Consider the following 14,163-nt stretch of genomic DNA (forward strand, 5'->3'; position numbering starts at 1 on the left):
CCTCCTCTTGACTATCTTTCCCTACTCTACGCTCTTCCGTTCTGGGCTGGGCACCGGTCAGCCCCGGGCGACGCGCCGCTCGGGCCGGCCCTACTTCAGGTGCCGGCCGAAGAACCGTTCCCCGTCCTCCACCTCGAACCACGGGGTGCCGGTGTGCCCGCCGAGGTTGGCGTGCAGGGTCTTCTCCTTGGTGCCGAAGGCCTCGAACAGGTCCAGGGCCCGCTGCCGGGGGTTGCCCTCGTCGTCCCACTGCACCAGGACCAGCAGCGGAACGGTGACCTGCCGGGCCTCCTCGCGCTGGGCACGGGGCACGTAACCGCCGGCGAAGAAACCGGCGGCCGCGATCCGCGGTTCGGTCACCGCGAGGCGGATGCCGAGGGCCATCCACCCCGAGTACCCGACCGGACCACTGATCCCGGGCAGCGCCAGGAGGGCGTCCAGGGCGGCCCGCCAGTCCGGGGCCGCGTTCTCGACCAGCGGGCCGATGAACGACTCGAAGATCTCGTCCGCAGGCTCACCGTCCCGCAGCGCCCGGCGGAGGTCGGCGCGGGCCTGCTCGTCGGCGGCGGACCTGGGCCGGTCACCGCACCCGGAGGCGTCGACGGAGGCCACCGCGTAGCCGCACGACGCGGTGTGCCGGGCCCGGGCCACCAGCCGGGGCTCCCCCTTGGACATGCCGTTGTTGTGGGCCATCAGGACGAGCGGAACCGGTGCGGAGGATCCGGGCGTCCACAGGGTGCCGGGGATCTCGCCGAGGGTGAACTCGCGTTCGAGGACGCCGTCGTCGAGGCGTCGTTCGGAAGTGAATCGCATGGTCGTGCCTTTCGGGAGTGCGCGTGAACGGCGCTCCCGGACGACCTACCGCCCGACCGTGACCCCGGAGGGGAGCACCCATGTCGATACTGCGTTCACGGGTACCACCTCCTTGTTCTCTCGCACGGCCGCCCAAAAGGTAGCAGCGGCCGCCGGGCCCCTCCAACAGGTTTTCCGCGGATCGAGTACCGAAGGGCCGAACGGGTACTCTCGCTGACGCGACGTCACCCGAAGGGACCCCCCAACGGGTGCCATCTCATATCTGAGATAACCTCTGTCTCATGTCAGACGACTACCTCGTACGCATCGGCAAGCTCATCCGTGACGCCCGGCAACACCGTGGCTGGACACAGGCACAGCTCGCGGAGGCGCTCGGCACCAGTCAGAGCGCCGTCAATCGCATCGAGCGCGGCAATCAAAACATCAGCCTTGAGATGATCGCCCGAATCGGTGAAGCCCTGGACAGCGAGATCGTCTCCCTGGGCTACGCGGGCCCGATGCATCTGCGGGTGGTCGGCGGCCGTCGGCTGTCCGGTGCGATCGACGTGAAGACCAGCAAGAACGCGTGCGTGGCCCTGCTGTGCGCCTCGCTCCTCAACAAGGGCCGCACGGTGCTGCGCCGGGTGGCCCGCATCGAGGAGGTGTACCGCCTTCTGGAGGTGCTCAACTCCATCGGCGTGCGCACCCGCTGGATCAACGACGGGGTCGACCTGGAGCTGGTGCCGCCCGCCGACCTCGACATGGCGTCCATCGACGCCGAGGCCGCCGTACGCACCCGCTCGATCATCATGTTCTTCGGTCCGCTGCTGCACCGCATGGACCACTTCAAGCTGCCCTACGCCGGCGGCTGCGACCTCGGCACACGGACCATCGAGCCGCACATGATCGCACTGCGCCGGTTCGGTCTGGACATCGCGGCGACCGAGGGCCAGTACCACGCGCAGGTGGACCGCTCGATCCGCCCCGACCGGCCGATCGTGCTGACCGAGCGCGGCGACACGGTGACCGAGAACGCACTGCTCGCCGCCGCCCGGCACGACGGTGTCACCGTCATCCGCAACGCGTCCTCCAACTACATGGTCCAGGACCTCTGCTTCTTCCTGGAGACGCTCGGTGTCCGGGTCGAGGGCATCGGCACCACCACCCTGACCGTGCACGGCGTCCCGAACATCGACGTGGACGTGGACTACTACCCCTCCGAGGACCCGGTCGAGGCGATGAGCCTGCTGGCCGCCGCGGTGGTGACGGAGTCGGAGCTGACCGTGCGCCGGGTGCCGATCGAGTTCCTGGAGATCGAGCTGGCGGTCCTGGAGGAGATGGGCCTCGACCACGACCGCAGCACCGAGTACTTCGCGGACAACGGCCGTACCCGACTGACCGACCTGACCGTCCGGCCCTCCAAGCTGGAGGCGCCGATCGACAAGATCCACCCGATGCCGTTCCCCGGTCTGAACATCGACAACGTCCCCTTCTTCGCCGCCATCGCCGCGGTCGCCCAGGGCAAGACGCTGATCCACGACTGGGTCTACGACAACCGGGCGATCTACCTCACCGACCTCAACCGCCTCGGCGGCCGCCTCCAGCTCCTCGACCCGCACCGGGTCCTGGTGGAGGGTCCGACCCGCTGGCGCGCCGCCGAGATGATGTGCCCGCCGGCCCTGCGCCCCGCCGTGGTCGTCCTGCTCGCGATGATGGCCGCCGAGGGCACCTCGGTACTGCGCAACGTGTACGTCATCAACCGCGGTTACGAGGACCTCGCCGAACGCCTGAACTCGATCGGCGCCCAGATCGAGACGTTCCGCGACATCTGACGAGCGAACACTGCCGCGCCCCTTCCCGACCTGTGCTGCAGCAGGTCGGGCAGAGGCGCGGCGGGTGGTGCGTGTCAGTGGTGGTCGACGTAGGCGACGAGTCCGCCGGCGGTCAGGCCCCCTGCGCATCCGCGGCGGAAGGCTGCGTGGCGCATGCGTGGAGTGTGCTGCGCGTCGGTCATCGCGTACGGTGCGCGGACCCCCAGTTCCACGCCGCACAGGCACACGACGTAGTCGTGGCGCAGGGCGGCGGCCGTCCACTCGGGGTCGTGCGCGACCCAGGTCCGGGAGTGGATCTCACCGTCGGGCGTCCGCAGTTCCAGCCGGGAGTAGGCGCATCCGAGGCGCTGCTCCAGTTTTGGCCGTTCATCGGGTATCTCGTGCAGCTCCCATCCGGGGATCGAGCGCAGGTTGGCGTAGCCGGGCGACCTGCGTCTCGTGTCGAAGCAGACCTCGTCGAGGTCGCGTCGCAGTGCCTCGCGCATGCGCAGCTCGTCGAATACGGTGGGCCACGTGTCGTCGGGGCGGCCCCCGTCGTCGTCGGATCCCGGCGGGTCGGGAAACTCCCTTGGCAGGCGCCGCATGCCGGACAGGACGGCGCCTTCGAGCCGCGGTTCCTCGGGCGTCCCGTCGAGCGAGGTTCCCTTCGGCACGACGTACCCGAAGTCGCCCACGCCCAGCGCATGCCTGAACTCGAAGAGGGCAACGGGCATGTGGCGTGTCTGTGCGGGATCGAAGGTGACTGTGCCCGCCGCGGTCTCCACACCCATCAGCACGCGCTGAAGCCGCAGCGCGGGGTCGTCGCAGAACAGGATCTGTCCGAGGTCGTCGACCTCTTCGAACTGATACCGGCTCATCTCCTGCAGCCCTCCGGTCGGTTGCCGTTCCGCGTCCGCGTCCGCGCAGCAGACGACTCGATGTTGAACCATCCTATTGAAGGATCGTTGAACAATCCATACATTGAGGTGCGTGGAGAACGTACGCACAGGGCGGGCAGACGTGGCTCGGCGGGTGCTGGTGGGCGCCGCGAGCACCGGCGCGGCGTCGGCGCTGTGGGCGATCATGCGTCTGATCGTGCGGACAGCCTTCGTCACGCACGCCCAGTGGATCGACGCGCTGAGCGTGCCGGCGATCCTCCTCGGGTGCGTGTTCCTGTGCGCGTGCCGGTACTTGGACATCCGGTGGCTGCTGTGTGCGGTGTGGGTCAGGGTCCGACAGATCCAGTGGTCCGCCGGTGACGGCATGGGTGACAGCGCCCACCTCTACACGGTCACCGTCCTCGACGGCCCACCGCTGGCTCCGGTCGAGGAGAACCAGCTCATGGACTGGAAGTGGGTGGTGGGCGGCACTCACACGGTGACCGTCGATCCCCAGGGCGACGTCCCGCTCGGGCGAGGGGGCAAGCCCGGACCTCCGGTGATCCAGTGGCTCCTGCAGATCCCGCTGGTCCTCGGCCTGGCCCTCGCCCTGGGGCGGCGGCCGTGCCCCCGCAGCCCACGGCCGGACCCACTCAGCCACAGGGGGGTGTGACGGAGCGGCGCCGGGGCGCCGACCATCTCATACGCCGGCTCGCGCATCCGCGTCGGGCCAGTACGGTCCGTGGGTTCAGCGGTCGGCTGTCGTCGTGGCGTGTGCCGGCACCGCGCGCAGCGTGTCCGGGGCCGCGTCCAGCAGATCCGTGTCCGTCGCGACCAGTTCGCCCGGCGGCGGCTGTCCAGGGTGGGAGACATGGACGCTCGCACAACTCCCGCAGGCCCGGCCGCCGTTGGCCCCGCCGAGCCGGGCACCGACCAGTCGGCCGCAGCTGCCGTCAGCGCCCGACCCCAGACGCCCGGCGGCCCGATCCCCGTCGACCCCACCGCACCGCTTGCCGACGACCGGGCGACCGTCGGCGCCGTCGACGCTCTCGGCGCCCGACTCCGAACACCCGGCGCCCCGACCCCCGTCGAACCCACCACGCCGCCCACCGACTCGGCGGGCGCAAGCGCCGTCAGCGCCCCGCCTCAGGCGCCCAGCACACCCGCCGTCGACCCCGTCGAGCTGCTCGCCGACCCCTACGCCGCCTATGCCCGGCTTCGGGAGGCCGGCTCCGTGCACCGGATCGCCGGGACCGACGGGCTGCCGGCCTGGCTGGTGACGCGGTACGAGGACGTCCGGCAGGCCCTCGCCGACCCGCGACTCTCCCTCGACAAGGCGCACGCCGCGCCCGGCGGCTACCGCGGGCTCGCGCTGCCGCCCGCGCTCGACGCCAACCTGCTGAACATGGACCCGCCGGACCACACCCGGGTCCGACGCCTGGTGTCGCAGGCGTTCACCCCGTGGCGCGTCGCCCGGCTGCGCGAACCGGTCCGGCGGACCGCCGACACCCTGCTCGACGCCCTCGCACCGCCCGGCCGCACCGACCTCATCGCCGCCTACGCCGCGCCGCTGCCCATCGCCGTGATCTGTGAGCTGCTGGGGGTCCCCGAGTCGGACCGGCCGGACTTCCGGTCCTGGACGGACGCGCTCGTCGTCCCCGACCCCGCACGGCCGGAGCGGGCGAAGGAGGCGGTCGGGGCGCTGCTCGCCTTCTTCGCCCGGCTGCTCGCCCGCAAGGGCGCGGAGCCCGCCGACGACCTGCTCTCCGCCATGATCGCGGTACGGGACGAGGAGGACCGGCTCAGCGAGGACGAGTTGATGTCCCTGGCCTTCCTCATCCTGTTCGCCGGGTACGAGAACACCGTCCACCTCATCGGCAACGCCACCCTGGCCCTGCTCCGCGACCCCGCCCAGCTGGCCGCGCTGCGCGCCGATCCCGCCCGGATCGGCCCGGCCGTGGAGGAGCTGGCCCGCTACGACGGTCCCGGCGGGCGAGACCGTGCTGCTGTCCCTGGCGGCGGCCCGTCGCGACCCGCGCCGCTTCCCCGAGCCCGACCGGCTGGACATCGGCCGGGACACCACCGGGCACCTGGCCCTCGGTCACGGCATCCACTACTGCCTCGGCGCACCGCTCGCCCGCCTGGAGACCGAGATCGCCCTGACCGCTCTCCTGGAACGCCTCCCCGGTCTCGAACTGGACACTCCCGTGGACCGGTTGCGCTGGCGTCCCTCGATGCGCACCCGGGGCCTGCCGGCCCTTCCGGTGCGGTACTGAGGGAGGGTCACAGCGCCGTGGACGTGTCCCGGCGGGAGGCGGCCAGATAGCCGACGAAGCAGACGATGGCCGCCGTCCAGCCGAGGGTGACCGGACCCAGGCCGAGCGCGAGCCCGCCCCGGGTGTGGCCGACCGCCATCCAGTCGGCGAGAGAGGCACCGAGGGGGCGGGTGATGACGTAGGCCGTCCAGAACGCGGGCACGGCGCTCAGGGCGCCGCCCCGGTGGGCGACGGCGGGCACACAGATCGCGACGGCGAAGAGGACCGCAGAACCGAAGTAGCCGAGACCGGCGGTGGCGGTCAGGTCGCCGGCCGCGGTGCCGAGGGCGAAGGTGGCGAGGACGGCCGCCCAGTAGAAGGCCTCGCGGCGGCGGGTGCGGATGCTGTGGATGGACAGGGTCCGCTCGACGGCGTACCAGAGGGCGAAGACCGCGGCCAGCGCGAACAGGAAGAACGGCGTGGACAGCGTGTAGGGCACACCGAGGCCGACGTGCAGGACGTCGGCGGCCATCGTGCCGAACACGCTGACCATGACGACGGCCGTCCAGTACACCCAGGCGATGTACCGGCGGACGGCGAACTGCACCGCCAGCGAGGCCGCGAGAGCGAGTCCGCCGAGGGCGACCGCGGGCACCGGGCCGAGGACCTTGGCGAGCAGGTCCGACGCGGTCTCCCCCATCCCGGTGGTGAGCACCTTGATGATCCAGAAGTAGGCGGTCACTTCGGGAACCTTGTTCGCCAGTACGCGCAGGGTGGCCCGGGGGCGGTCGTCGAGGAGGTGCTCTGGGGTCATGAGCCGCACCATGACACGGCGCACCTTCGGTGCCACAGATGTCTTTGCCATTGTTTTGGGGCTTCTGGTGCATGAGTTTCATCAACGGCCGGCCAACCTGAGCGCAACCTGAACACCTCGGCGCATCCCCTGTCCGAAGGGGTTCCCGCGATGGTAGGCGCCGAGGTGCTCGCCCTGTGGGCCTTCCCTCAGACCCGGCGCTCCCGGAGCCGCGCGTGGGTCATGAGGCCGAGCAGGACGGCCAGCAGGACCGCCGAGGATCCGGCCGTACCGAGGTTCAGACCGCCCTTGGCGACCGGTTTGGTCAGGAAGTCGCCCGCGGTCGCGCCGAGCGGGCGGGTGAGGACGAACGCGATCCAGAACAGCAGGACGTTCGGCACCACGGGCACCTTCATGAGGGCGGCCAGCACCGCGAGCGCCCCGGCCACCAGCAGCGCGCCGCCCGCGTAGCCGAGGCCGGAGCTGTCGGAGAGGAAGTCGCCCATGGAGGTGCCGAGCGTGTTGGAGACGAGGATCGCCGACCAGAACAGCGCCTCCCCGCGGAAGGTGACGATCTCGCGGATCTGGAAGGTCGTCCCGCTCAGCCGCCAGACGGCGAAGACGGCCATGAGGAGGGAGATGAGGATCGCCGCCCCGGCCGGATAGCCGAGGCCGAGGCCCTGCGGCCCCCAGCCGAGCGAGGTGGCGCCCGCCGGCAGGTACTTCGCGTCGGCGTCCCGGTTCATGAAGTCGGACATGGTGGTGCCGGCCATACTGGTCGACAGGATGACGGTCCAGTAGAAGAACGGGTTGTAGCGGTCGGCGCGGAGCTGGACGACCAGCGTCACCACGAAGGCCAGGAACAGCGCGACCGTGGTGAGGAAGTAACCGAGCTTCAGGGTCTGGGAGAAGAGGTCGCCTGCCGTCTCGCCGAGGGTGGTCGCGGCGATCTTCATGATCCAGAACGCCAGGGTCACCTCCGGGAGTTTCTTCATCACCGACGTGGCCGGGGCCGGGAGGTCCGGGCCGGTGCGGACTTTTGACTGCTGCAAGGTGGGGGGCTCCTGTTCGGTCGGGCGACCGCGGGGGTCACCGGGACCGACCCTGGCAGTTCCGGCCTGAACGGCTCCTGAACGACTCCTGTGTTACCCCCGGGAGAGTGAACCGCCGTCCTCGCGGCTCACCTCGTGGTGGCGGCCGCCGGGGCCGGGCAGCGGCTTGAGGTCGACCTGGATGCGGTGGGTGGAGTCATGGCTCACCGAGCCGCCGAGGCGGGCGTCGACCACGCCCAGCCGCAGGCCCGCGCCGCCCTCGCCACCCCGGTGGAACTGCACCGCGAACTCCAGGCTGACCTGCTCCACGCTGAACCGCCAGTCGCTCTCGGCCCCTTCGGCCTGGGCCCGGACCAGCTCCGCGCGCACCGCGCCGATGGCCTCCGCGAGGCCGATCGGTTCCGGATCCCCCATGACAACTCCTCGCAGGCTTGCGCTGATTAACCGATTGATTGACCGATCCGAGCCGCTCACAAGTCTAGGGACGCAGCATGCCCCGCGCGTAGTGTGAGACAGCATGGGGGAACTGCGTGCGGACTGGAGACTCAGGCTGCGACGCGAGGACGCGCACGGCCCCGTCTGCGGGGCCGGTGTACTCGTCGACCAGCACACGGCGCTGACCTGTGCACATGTGGTACGCCATCCGGACGCGGTGATGTGGCTCGAGTTCGCCGAGAACCGCGCGCTGGAGCCGGTCGCCGCACGGGTCATGCCGGGCGGCTGGCTGCGGGACGGCGAACGCGGTGCCGACGTCGCCGTGTTACGACTGGACAGCCCGCGCCCGCGGGCCCGTCCCGCTCCGCTGGAACGCCGGCTCAGGGCGGGCCTGGAGGTGTACGCGACCGGTTACGCCGAGGGCTTCGACGACGGTATGAGCCTGTGGGGCCGGATCGGCGGGGCCAGCGGCGAGCGGGTCCAGCTCGACTCCGTCACCAAGGCGCACGTGGTGCGTGCCGGTTTCAGCGGTGCCGCCGTGTGCACCCGGCCGCGGGACGGCGGCCCCGCCCGCGTGGTCGGGCTCGTCGTCAGCTGGCGCGGCGACCTGGGCGCACCGCTGCCCGAGGACAACCGGCTCGCGTTCTCGTATCTGGTACCCGTCGACCGTATCGCCGAACTGTCGCCGCTGGTGGCTGAGTTGAGCAGGCCTGACGCCTGGGACCGTGGGTTCGAGGAGCGGGTGGGGCGGTGGTTCGACGACCCCGACGAGGACCCGGTGAAGATCAGCGTGGTGGCCCCGGGCAGCGGCAAGGAGCGCTCGCTGCGCCATCTGCTGCACCGTGCCGACGTGGTCCATCGCGCCGGCGACAGCAGACCGCGCCTCGCCGACCGGGCGCTGGGGGTGGTCTCCTTCCCGGTCGGCGGCTATCTCGCGCACTGGGAGTGGTTGTTGGGCACCAGGCGCCGGCCCGCTCCGGCGTCCGAGGTCACGCCCGTGCGGCCGGTCACGGTGGTCGTCGAGGGTCTCGACGAGGAACCGCAGCCCGGTCCCCTGATCGAGCTCCTCTCACGGTTGACGGAGCTGGGCTTCCGGCTGCTGCTGGTCTTCCACCGTGAGGGCGGCGCGGGCTGGACCGCGGCCCGCGACCAACTGCTGCGGCCCGCGCTCCTCGGCCACACGGACGCCCTGCTCGACCGGCTGGAGCTCGCCGAGTTCGGCAACGCGGTCCGCCGGGGCGTCGTGGCCAGCGCATCCCTCGGCTCGGTCACCGAAACCGCCGACCTGCGCCGTGCCGAACGCCGCCGCATCGACGCCGAACGGGACCCGCAGCACCACCTCACCCGCCTCCGCACCCTGATCAGCACCCTCCGCACCGACCTGGCCCGCCAGGAGAACCGCTGATGCGGTACGCCGGACAGACATCGGAGCCGCCGTACGCCGTGGACAGCCGGGCCGACGCCGATGCCGAACCCGGGCCGGGAACTCCGCACGCCGGACGCATTTCCGAGCCGCCGCACCCCGCCCGGAGAACCGAGCCGCCGGACGCTGCGCACCCCGCACACAGGCAAGTCCCGCCGGATCTCGTACGCAGGCCCGAGCCGCCGGACCTCGTACGCAGGGCCGACCCGCCAGACCCCGTACGCAGGACCGACCCGCCGTACGCCGTGCACAACCCCGAGCCGCCATTCGCCGTACACCGCACGAGAAGGCCGAACGCGGGCCGGAGGCGGCGCTTCCCGGGCGCGGGCTGGTCTCTGTCGCCGTGCGACGCGCACGGGACGGGGGTGAGGTGATGAGTGGGTGTCCGCACCGGCGGTTCGACGGTGCTCCCTGCGCGGGGACCGTGCTGCCGACCGGCTGGTGCGCCGTGTGCGGTCGGGCGGAGCAGCGCCCCGGGCTGCCCGCACTGCCGGCCCAGCCGCGGAAGCTCGGCCCGAGTGACCTCCTCACGCTCCCCGAGCGCACCGCCCGCCCCGCCGACGCGCGCCTCATCCGTCCCGAGGCGCCGCTGCGCATCCGGATGGGCTGTTCGGCCGCCGGCTGCGGGATCACCTTCGCCCCGCCCTACACCGCGGGCCCGGTCCCCCTCAAGGGGTACTGCCCGGCCTGCGGTGCCCGCTACTCGTACGAACCGGAACTCGCCGAGGGCGACCTGCTGCGCGACCAGTACCGGATCATGGGGCCGATCGCGCACGGCGGCCAGGGCTGGGTCTACCTCGCCGAGGACACCCACCTGGGTGAGGTCGTCGCCGTCAAGGGACTGCTGAACCGGTACGAGGACGACGGCGCCCGGCTCGCCGACGTCGAGCGCCGCAACCTCGTCGCCATCCGCCACCCCCGTATCGTCCAGATCCGGGACTTCGTCGCCCGGCGCGACGACAGCGGCGAGACCACCGGCGGTTACATCGTCATGGACGACGTCGGCGACGGCACCCTCGCCAAGGTCGTCGAGGAGACCCGGCGCGGCGAGTCGGTCCTGGACATCGAGCATGTCGCGGCGTACGGCTGCCAGATCCTGGAGGCACTCGCCCATCTGCACGCCGGCGGCGAACGGCCCTTCGTCTACGGCGACATGAAGCCCTCGAACGTCGTGCACCACGGGGCCGGCGTCAAGGTCATCGACCTCGGCGGCATGCGCGAGGAGGGGCAGAGCCGGCCGCCCGCCCACGTCACTCCCGAGTACATGGCGCCGGAGATCGCCTTCTCGGGTTCGCCCACCGTCGCCCATGACCTGTACACGGTCGGCGTCACCCTGCGGGAACTGGCCGGCTGGGCGGTCACGGTGGTGCCCGGCCTCGGCACCGACTCCTTCCGCCGGGTCGTCGAGCGCGCCGTCCGCGAGGACCCGGGACGGCGCTTCGCCGACGCCCGCGAGATGGCGAACCAACTGCGCGGCGCGCTGCGGGAGATCCGGGCCCTGCGGGGCAAGAGCGACCCGCCCGAGCCGTCGGACTACTTCCGGCCCTCGCCGCAGCTGCTGGGGGCCAGGCTCGGCACGGTGCCCGGCATCGAACACTGGCTGTACCGCCCGCGCCCCGACCGGTACGCGCCGCCCGTGGCCCCGGCCCTCGACCTCGGCGCCCCCACCCCCGCGGAGATCGCCGGCTGTCTGCCGGTTCCGCGCCGCTACCCGGGCGACCCGCAGACCGCCCGCTTCGAGGTGAGCAGCGGCTACGACCCCGGTCAGCTCCTCGCCCAGGAGGACGAGAAGCCGCGCTCGGTGGAGATCTGCCTGCACAACGTACGGGTGCTGCTGGACCGCAACACCAGGGAGGACCTGGAGCTGGCGCAGACGGAACTGGACACCGCCGACTCCATCCCCGGCCCGTCCGCCGTGCGCCGCTGGCGGCTGGAGTGGCACCGCGCCCTGCTCGCCCTGCGCAGCGCCGGTCTGGACGACAGCCCCCAGCAGGTCGCCGAGGCCCGGGCCCACTTCATGCGGGTCCACCTCGAACTGCCCGGCGAGTACGCGCCGAAGCTGGCCCTCGCCTACTGCGGGGAACGGCTCGGCGACGACACGGCCGGACCCACCGCCGGGGAGCTGTACGAGGCGGTGTTCGCCCGCAACCCCGCGCACGGCGGCGCCGCACTCGGCCTCGCCAGGCTCGCCCTGCGCGCGGGCGACCGCCGGGCCGCCCTCGACGTGCTCGGCAGGGTGGGGCCCGGCACCCTGGACCACACCGTCGCCCGGATCGCCGCGCTGCGCATCCGTGCGGCCCGGCTGCCCGGGGACGTGGATCCTCCTTCGGACTTCGTCCGGGGGGACCCCCGTCTCGCTTCGCTCGCGGCGCCCGCGGAGGTCGACGCGGCGCTGGCCGAACTGCCGCATCTGGTGGGCCGCAGACCGGGCGCGGCCGAGCCGAGTCTGTCCGAGGACGAGGCGCTGCGGCTCAGCATCGAACTGCACGAATGGAAACTGGACGCGCTGCACAGCCTCGACGACCGGCCAGGGCCGCGGGGCGGCGGAGCCGGCCGGCTGGACGGCCGCAGGCTGCGGCGGCTGAGCGCGGCGGAACGCGCGCTGCGCGCCCGGATGGAGTCGCTCTACCGCCAGCTGGCCGCCCGGCACCACGAGTCGCCCGCCGCCCACGAACACCTGGTGGACCTCCTGCACGCGGTCCGCCCCCAGACCCTGTTCTGATCGCACCCCGGAAGGAGCGGTGACACAGGACATGAGCAGCCACACCCGGCCGCCGCAGCCGGGCATCCGACTCCGCGTCGACCTGGACGGCGATCTGCGTCCGCACCGCAGCGCGAAGATCGAGGCCCGGCTCCGGGTCGACGTGGCCGCCGACGGCGCGCCCACCGACCTGCCCGCGGTGGAGCTCGCCGTGATCATCGCGGTGGACGTCGCCGAGGCAAACCGGGCAGCCGTCCGGCACGCGCTGCCCGCCGCGTTGCGCGCGCTGCCCGACCGGATCTCGTTCGCCGTGCTGGGCAGCGGCCCCGAGCCGGTCCGCTGCTATCCGCTGGGCGACGACGAGTGGGCCGTCGCCGACCAGTACCAGCGGCGCCGGGCCGCCTTCGCCGCGGGCTCGCTGCCCCTGCACCGGGACCGTCCGCGGCCCGCCGGGTACGCGCACTGGGTGGCCGGGGCACGCTCCCTGCTCGCCGGCCGCCCGTTGTCCGTACGACACCTGGTGCTGATCACCGACGGCAGCAGCGCCGCCTTCCAGGAGCCCCACCTGGAGGCGGAACTGGACGCCTGTGCCGCGCTGTTCACCTGCGACGTGTTCGCGGTGGGCGCCGACTGGGCCCCCGACCCGCTGCTGGTCCTCGCCGAACGGCTGCACGGCACCGCGCAGTTCGTGGACGCCGGGCTGGGCCGGGCGGTCACGGACGCCATCGCGCGGCTGCGCCGGGTGCACTCGCCGCAGCTGCCGATCGAGGTGACGCTGCGGCCCTCGGTGCGCCAGGTCTCGCTCAGCGAGAAGGCGCCCCGGCCGCACCGCCTGGTCGGACTGCCCGAGCACGGCCGGCCGCACCGCTGGAGCTTCCCGACCTACCAGTGGGAACAGGGCAGACGTGACTACCTGCTGACCCTGGTCGCCGATGCCGACGCCGATCCGCTGGAGACCGAGCTGCAGTTCGCCATGGTGTCGGTGGGGGACGTGCACAAGCCCGTCGTCGCCCGCTGGCACCTCGCCGACCGGTCCGTGCCGCCCGCCGCGGCCGGTGCCGGAAGCGTGCGCAGCCTCAACGCCACCGCCCAGATGCGCGGTGCGCTGCGCGAGGGTCTGGCCGCGCTGCGGGAGCACCGGCGGGACACCGCCGAGGACTGCCTGGGGCGGGCGGCCCGGCTGGCGGCCCGGTTCGGCACGGGATGGGTGCTGGACGAGATCCGGACGGTCGCCGACATCCAGGACGCGGCCGAGGGACGGATCCGGCTGCGCGCGGTCGACGCCGGCACACTCGGCTCGATGATCCTGCGCGCCGGGTCGGGTCCCGGCGCGCTGCTGCCCGACACGGTCGACGCACCACCGGGGCCGCGCTGCGGCAACTGCGGCCGCCCGGCCGGGAGCGAGGCCCGGCACTGCATCGTCTGCGGGGAGAAGCTGCTGTGACGACCGTGCGCATCGCCTCCTTACGGCGGTACTCCCCCGCCGCCCTCTGGCGCCGGCGGCTGGCCCCCTGGCGCACCCGCCGGCTGCTGGAGACGCACCTGCTGGTGCTGTTCCTGTGTGCGGCCGTCGCCTCGACCGCACTGTTCTTCTCCTACCGGCAGACCCAGCGCGGCGCCACCGCCCTCGCCTCCCGCGAGGCGCCGGCCGTGCAGGGGCTCGCCGGCACCCGGCTGGCGGCGGTCCGCGCCGACCAGGAGGCCCAGGCCCTGGTGCGGATGCACCTGGTCGACGTGGCGGGCTCGGGCGAGACCTACCGGTCCCAGCTCTCCGCCGCCGACCAGGGCCTCTCCCGGATCGCGGACCGCACCGACGAGGACCTCGGTACGGTCATGGGTCTGCTGAACACGTACAGCACCTCGCTCAACCTCGGTACGTCCCAGTACCGCGACCAGCCCCTGATGCGGGAGCAGAAGCTGGACGAGGCGCACTCGCTGCTCACCCGGGACACGGTGGGGCTCGCTCCCCGCCTGAACGAACTGCAGAGGACCCAGATGCGGCACGCCAGGGTGACGGCCGCCA

At 72.4% G+C, this 14,163-nt stretch carries 10 protein-coding genes and 2 pseudogenes; 7 read left to right on the plus strand and 5 right to left on the minus strand.

Annotated features, from left to right (window positions below; translation table 11 throughout):
* Positions 1 to 90: 90 nt before the first annotated feature.
* On the minus strand, positions 91 to 813 hold the full coding sequence (locus ABZ646_RS24085) for an alpha/beta hydrolase (protein ID WP_360522473.1): 723 nt from the start codon (positions 811 to 813) through the stop codon (positions 91 to 93).
* A 281-nt stretch (positions 814 to 1,094) separates the two neighbouring features.
* Here ABZ646_RS24085 and ABZ646_RS24090 point away from each other — a divergent pair, with 281 nt between their 5' ends.
* Positions 1,095 to 2,624: a UDP-N-acetylglucosamine 1-carboxyvinyltransferase gene (locus ABZ646_RS24090; RefSeq protein WP_360522476.1), complete on the plus strand. Its 1,530-nt coding sequence runs from the start codon at positions 1,095 to 1,097 to the stop codon at positions 2,622 to 2,624.
* 74 nt (positions 2,625 to 2,698) lie between these two features.
* On the opposite strand, the gene ABZ646_RS24095 is transcribed toward ABZ646_RS24090, so the two are convergent.
* The gene (locus tag ABZ646_RS24095) at positions 2,699 to 3,481 is read right to left on the minus strand and encodes a hypothetical protein (RefSeq protein ID WP_360522479.1); all 783 of its coding nucleotides are present in this window, start codon (positions 3,479 to 3,481) and stop codon (positions 2,699 to 2,701) included.
* Between the two features lie 112 nt (positions 3,482 to 3,593).
* Between ABZ646_RS24095 and ABZ646_RS24100 the strand changes: the two genes are divergently transcribed.
* A complete protein-coding gene (locus tag ABZ646_RS24100) occupies positions 3,594 to 4,154 on the plus strand; it encodes a hypothetical protein (protein WP_360522481.1) in 561 nt (186 codons plus the stop codon).
* 510 nt (positions 4,155 to 4,664) lie between these two features.
* A pseudogene (locus ABZ646_RS24105) lies at positions 4,665 to 5,757 on the plus strand (cytochrome P450).
* 7 nt (positions 5,758 to 5,764) lie between these two features.
* Here the strand turns inward: ABZ646_RS24105 and ABZ646_RS24110 are convergent.
* From ABZ646_RS24110 to ABZ646_RS24120, 3 genes are all read right to left on the minus strand, one after another.
* Positions 5,765 to 6,550, minus strand: a complete 786-nt coding sequence (locus ABZ646_RS24110) for a hypothetical protein (RefSeq protein WP_360522484.1) — start codon at positions 6,548 to 6,550, stop codon at positions 5,765 to 5,767.
* A 188-nt stretch (positions 6,551 to 6,738) separates the two neighbouring features.
* A complete protein-coding gene (locus tag ABZ646_RS24115) occupies positions 6,739 to 7,581 on the minus strand; it encodes a hypothetical protein (RefSeq protein ID WP_360522487.1) in 843 nt (280 codons plus the stop codon).
* Positions 7,582 to 7,674: 93 nt separating this feature from the next.
* The gene (locus ABZ646_RS24120) at positions 7,675 to 7,995 is read right to left on the minus strand and encodes a trypco2 family protein (RefSeq protein ID WP_360522490.1); all 321 of its coding nucleotides are present in this window, start codon (positions 7,993 to 7,995) and stop codon (positions 7,675 to 7,677) included.
* Positions 7,996 to 8,098: 103 nt separating this feature from the next.
* Between ABZ646_RS24120 and ABZ646_RS24125 the strand changes: the two genes are divergently transcribed.
* The 4 genes and pseudogenes from ABZ646_RS24125 to ABZ646_RS24140 all read left to right on the plus strand — a co-directional run.
* Positions 8,099 to 9,421: a serine protease gene (locus tag ABZ646_RS24125; protein ID WP_360522493.1), complete on the plus strand. Its 1,323-nt coding sequence runs from the start codon at positions 8,099 to 8,101 to the stop codon at positions 9,419 to 9,421.
* Positions 9,422 to 9,812: 391 nt separating this feature from the next.
* A complete protein-coding gene (locus ABZ646_RS24130; protein WP_360522496.1) occupies positions 9,813 to 12,161 on the plus strand; it encodes a tetratricopeptide repeat protein in 2,349 nt (782 codons plus the stop codon).
* 31 nt (positions 12,162 to 12,192) lie between these two features.
* Complete coding sequence (locus ABZ646_RS24135) at positions 12,193 to 13,584, plus strand: hypothetical protein (protein ID WP_360522499.1); 1,392 nt, start codon at positions 12,193 to 12,195, stop codon at positions 13,582 to 13,584.
* Positions 13,581 to 14,163 (plus strand): annotated as a pseudogene (locus ABZ646_RS24140) (hypothetical protein); the annotation flags it as partial. The gene ABZ646_RS24135 and the pseudogene ABZ646_RS24140, both read left to right, overlap by 4 nt.

The organism is Streptomyces sp. NPDC007162, assembly GCF_040634175.1.
Taxonomy (GTDB): Bacteria; Actinomycetota; Actinomycetes; order Streptomycetales; family Streptomycetaceae; genus Streptomyces.

Coding starts and splice junctions, on each gene's coding strand:
- ABZ646_RS24085 (WP_360522473.1), bottom strand. CDS start 813: ATGCGATTCACTTCCGAACGACGCCTCGACGACGGCGTCCTCGAACGC.
- ABZ646_RS24090 (WP_360522476.1), top strand. CDS start 1,095: ATGTCAGACGACTACCTCGTACGCATCGGCAAGCTCATCCGTGACGCC.
- ABZ646_RS24095 (WP_360522479.1), bottom strand. CDS start 3,481: ATGAGCCGGTATCAGTTCGAAGAGGTCGACGACCTCGGACAGATCCTG.
- ABZ646_RS24110 (WP_360522484.1), bottom strand. CDS start 6,550: ATGACCCCAGAGCACCTCCTCGACGACCGCCCCCGGGCCACCCTGCGC.
- ABZ646_RS24120 (WP_360522490.1), bottom strand. CDS start 7,995: ATGGGGGATCCGGAACCGATCGGCCTCGCGGAGGCCATCGGCGCGGTG.
- ABZ646_RS24125 (WP_360522493.1), top strand. CDS start 8,099: ATGGGGGAACTGCGTGCGGACTGGAGACTCAGGCTGCGACGCGAGGAC.
- ABZ646_RS24130 (WP_360522496.1), top strand. CDS start 9,813: ATGAGTGGGTGTCCGCACCGGCGGTTCGACGGTGCTCCCTGCGCGGGG.
- ABZ646_RS24135 (WP_360522499.1), top strand. CDS start 12,193: ATGAGCAGCCACACCCGGCCGCCGCAGCCGGGCATCCGACTCCGCGTC.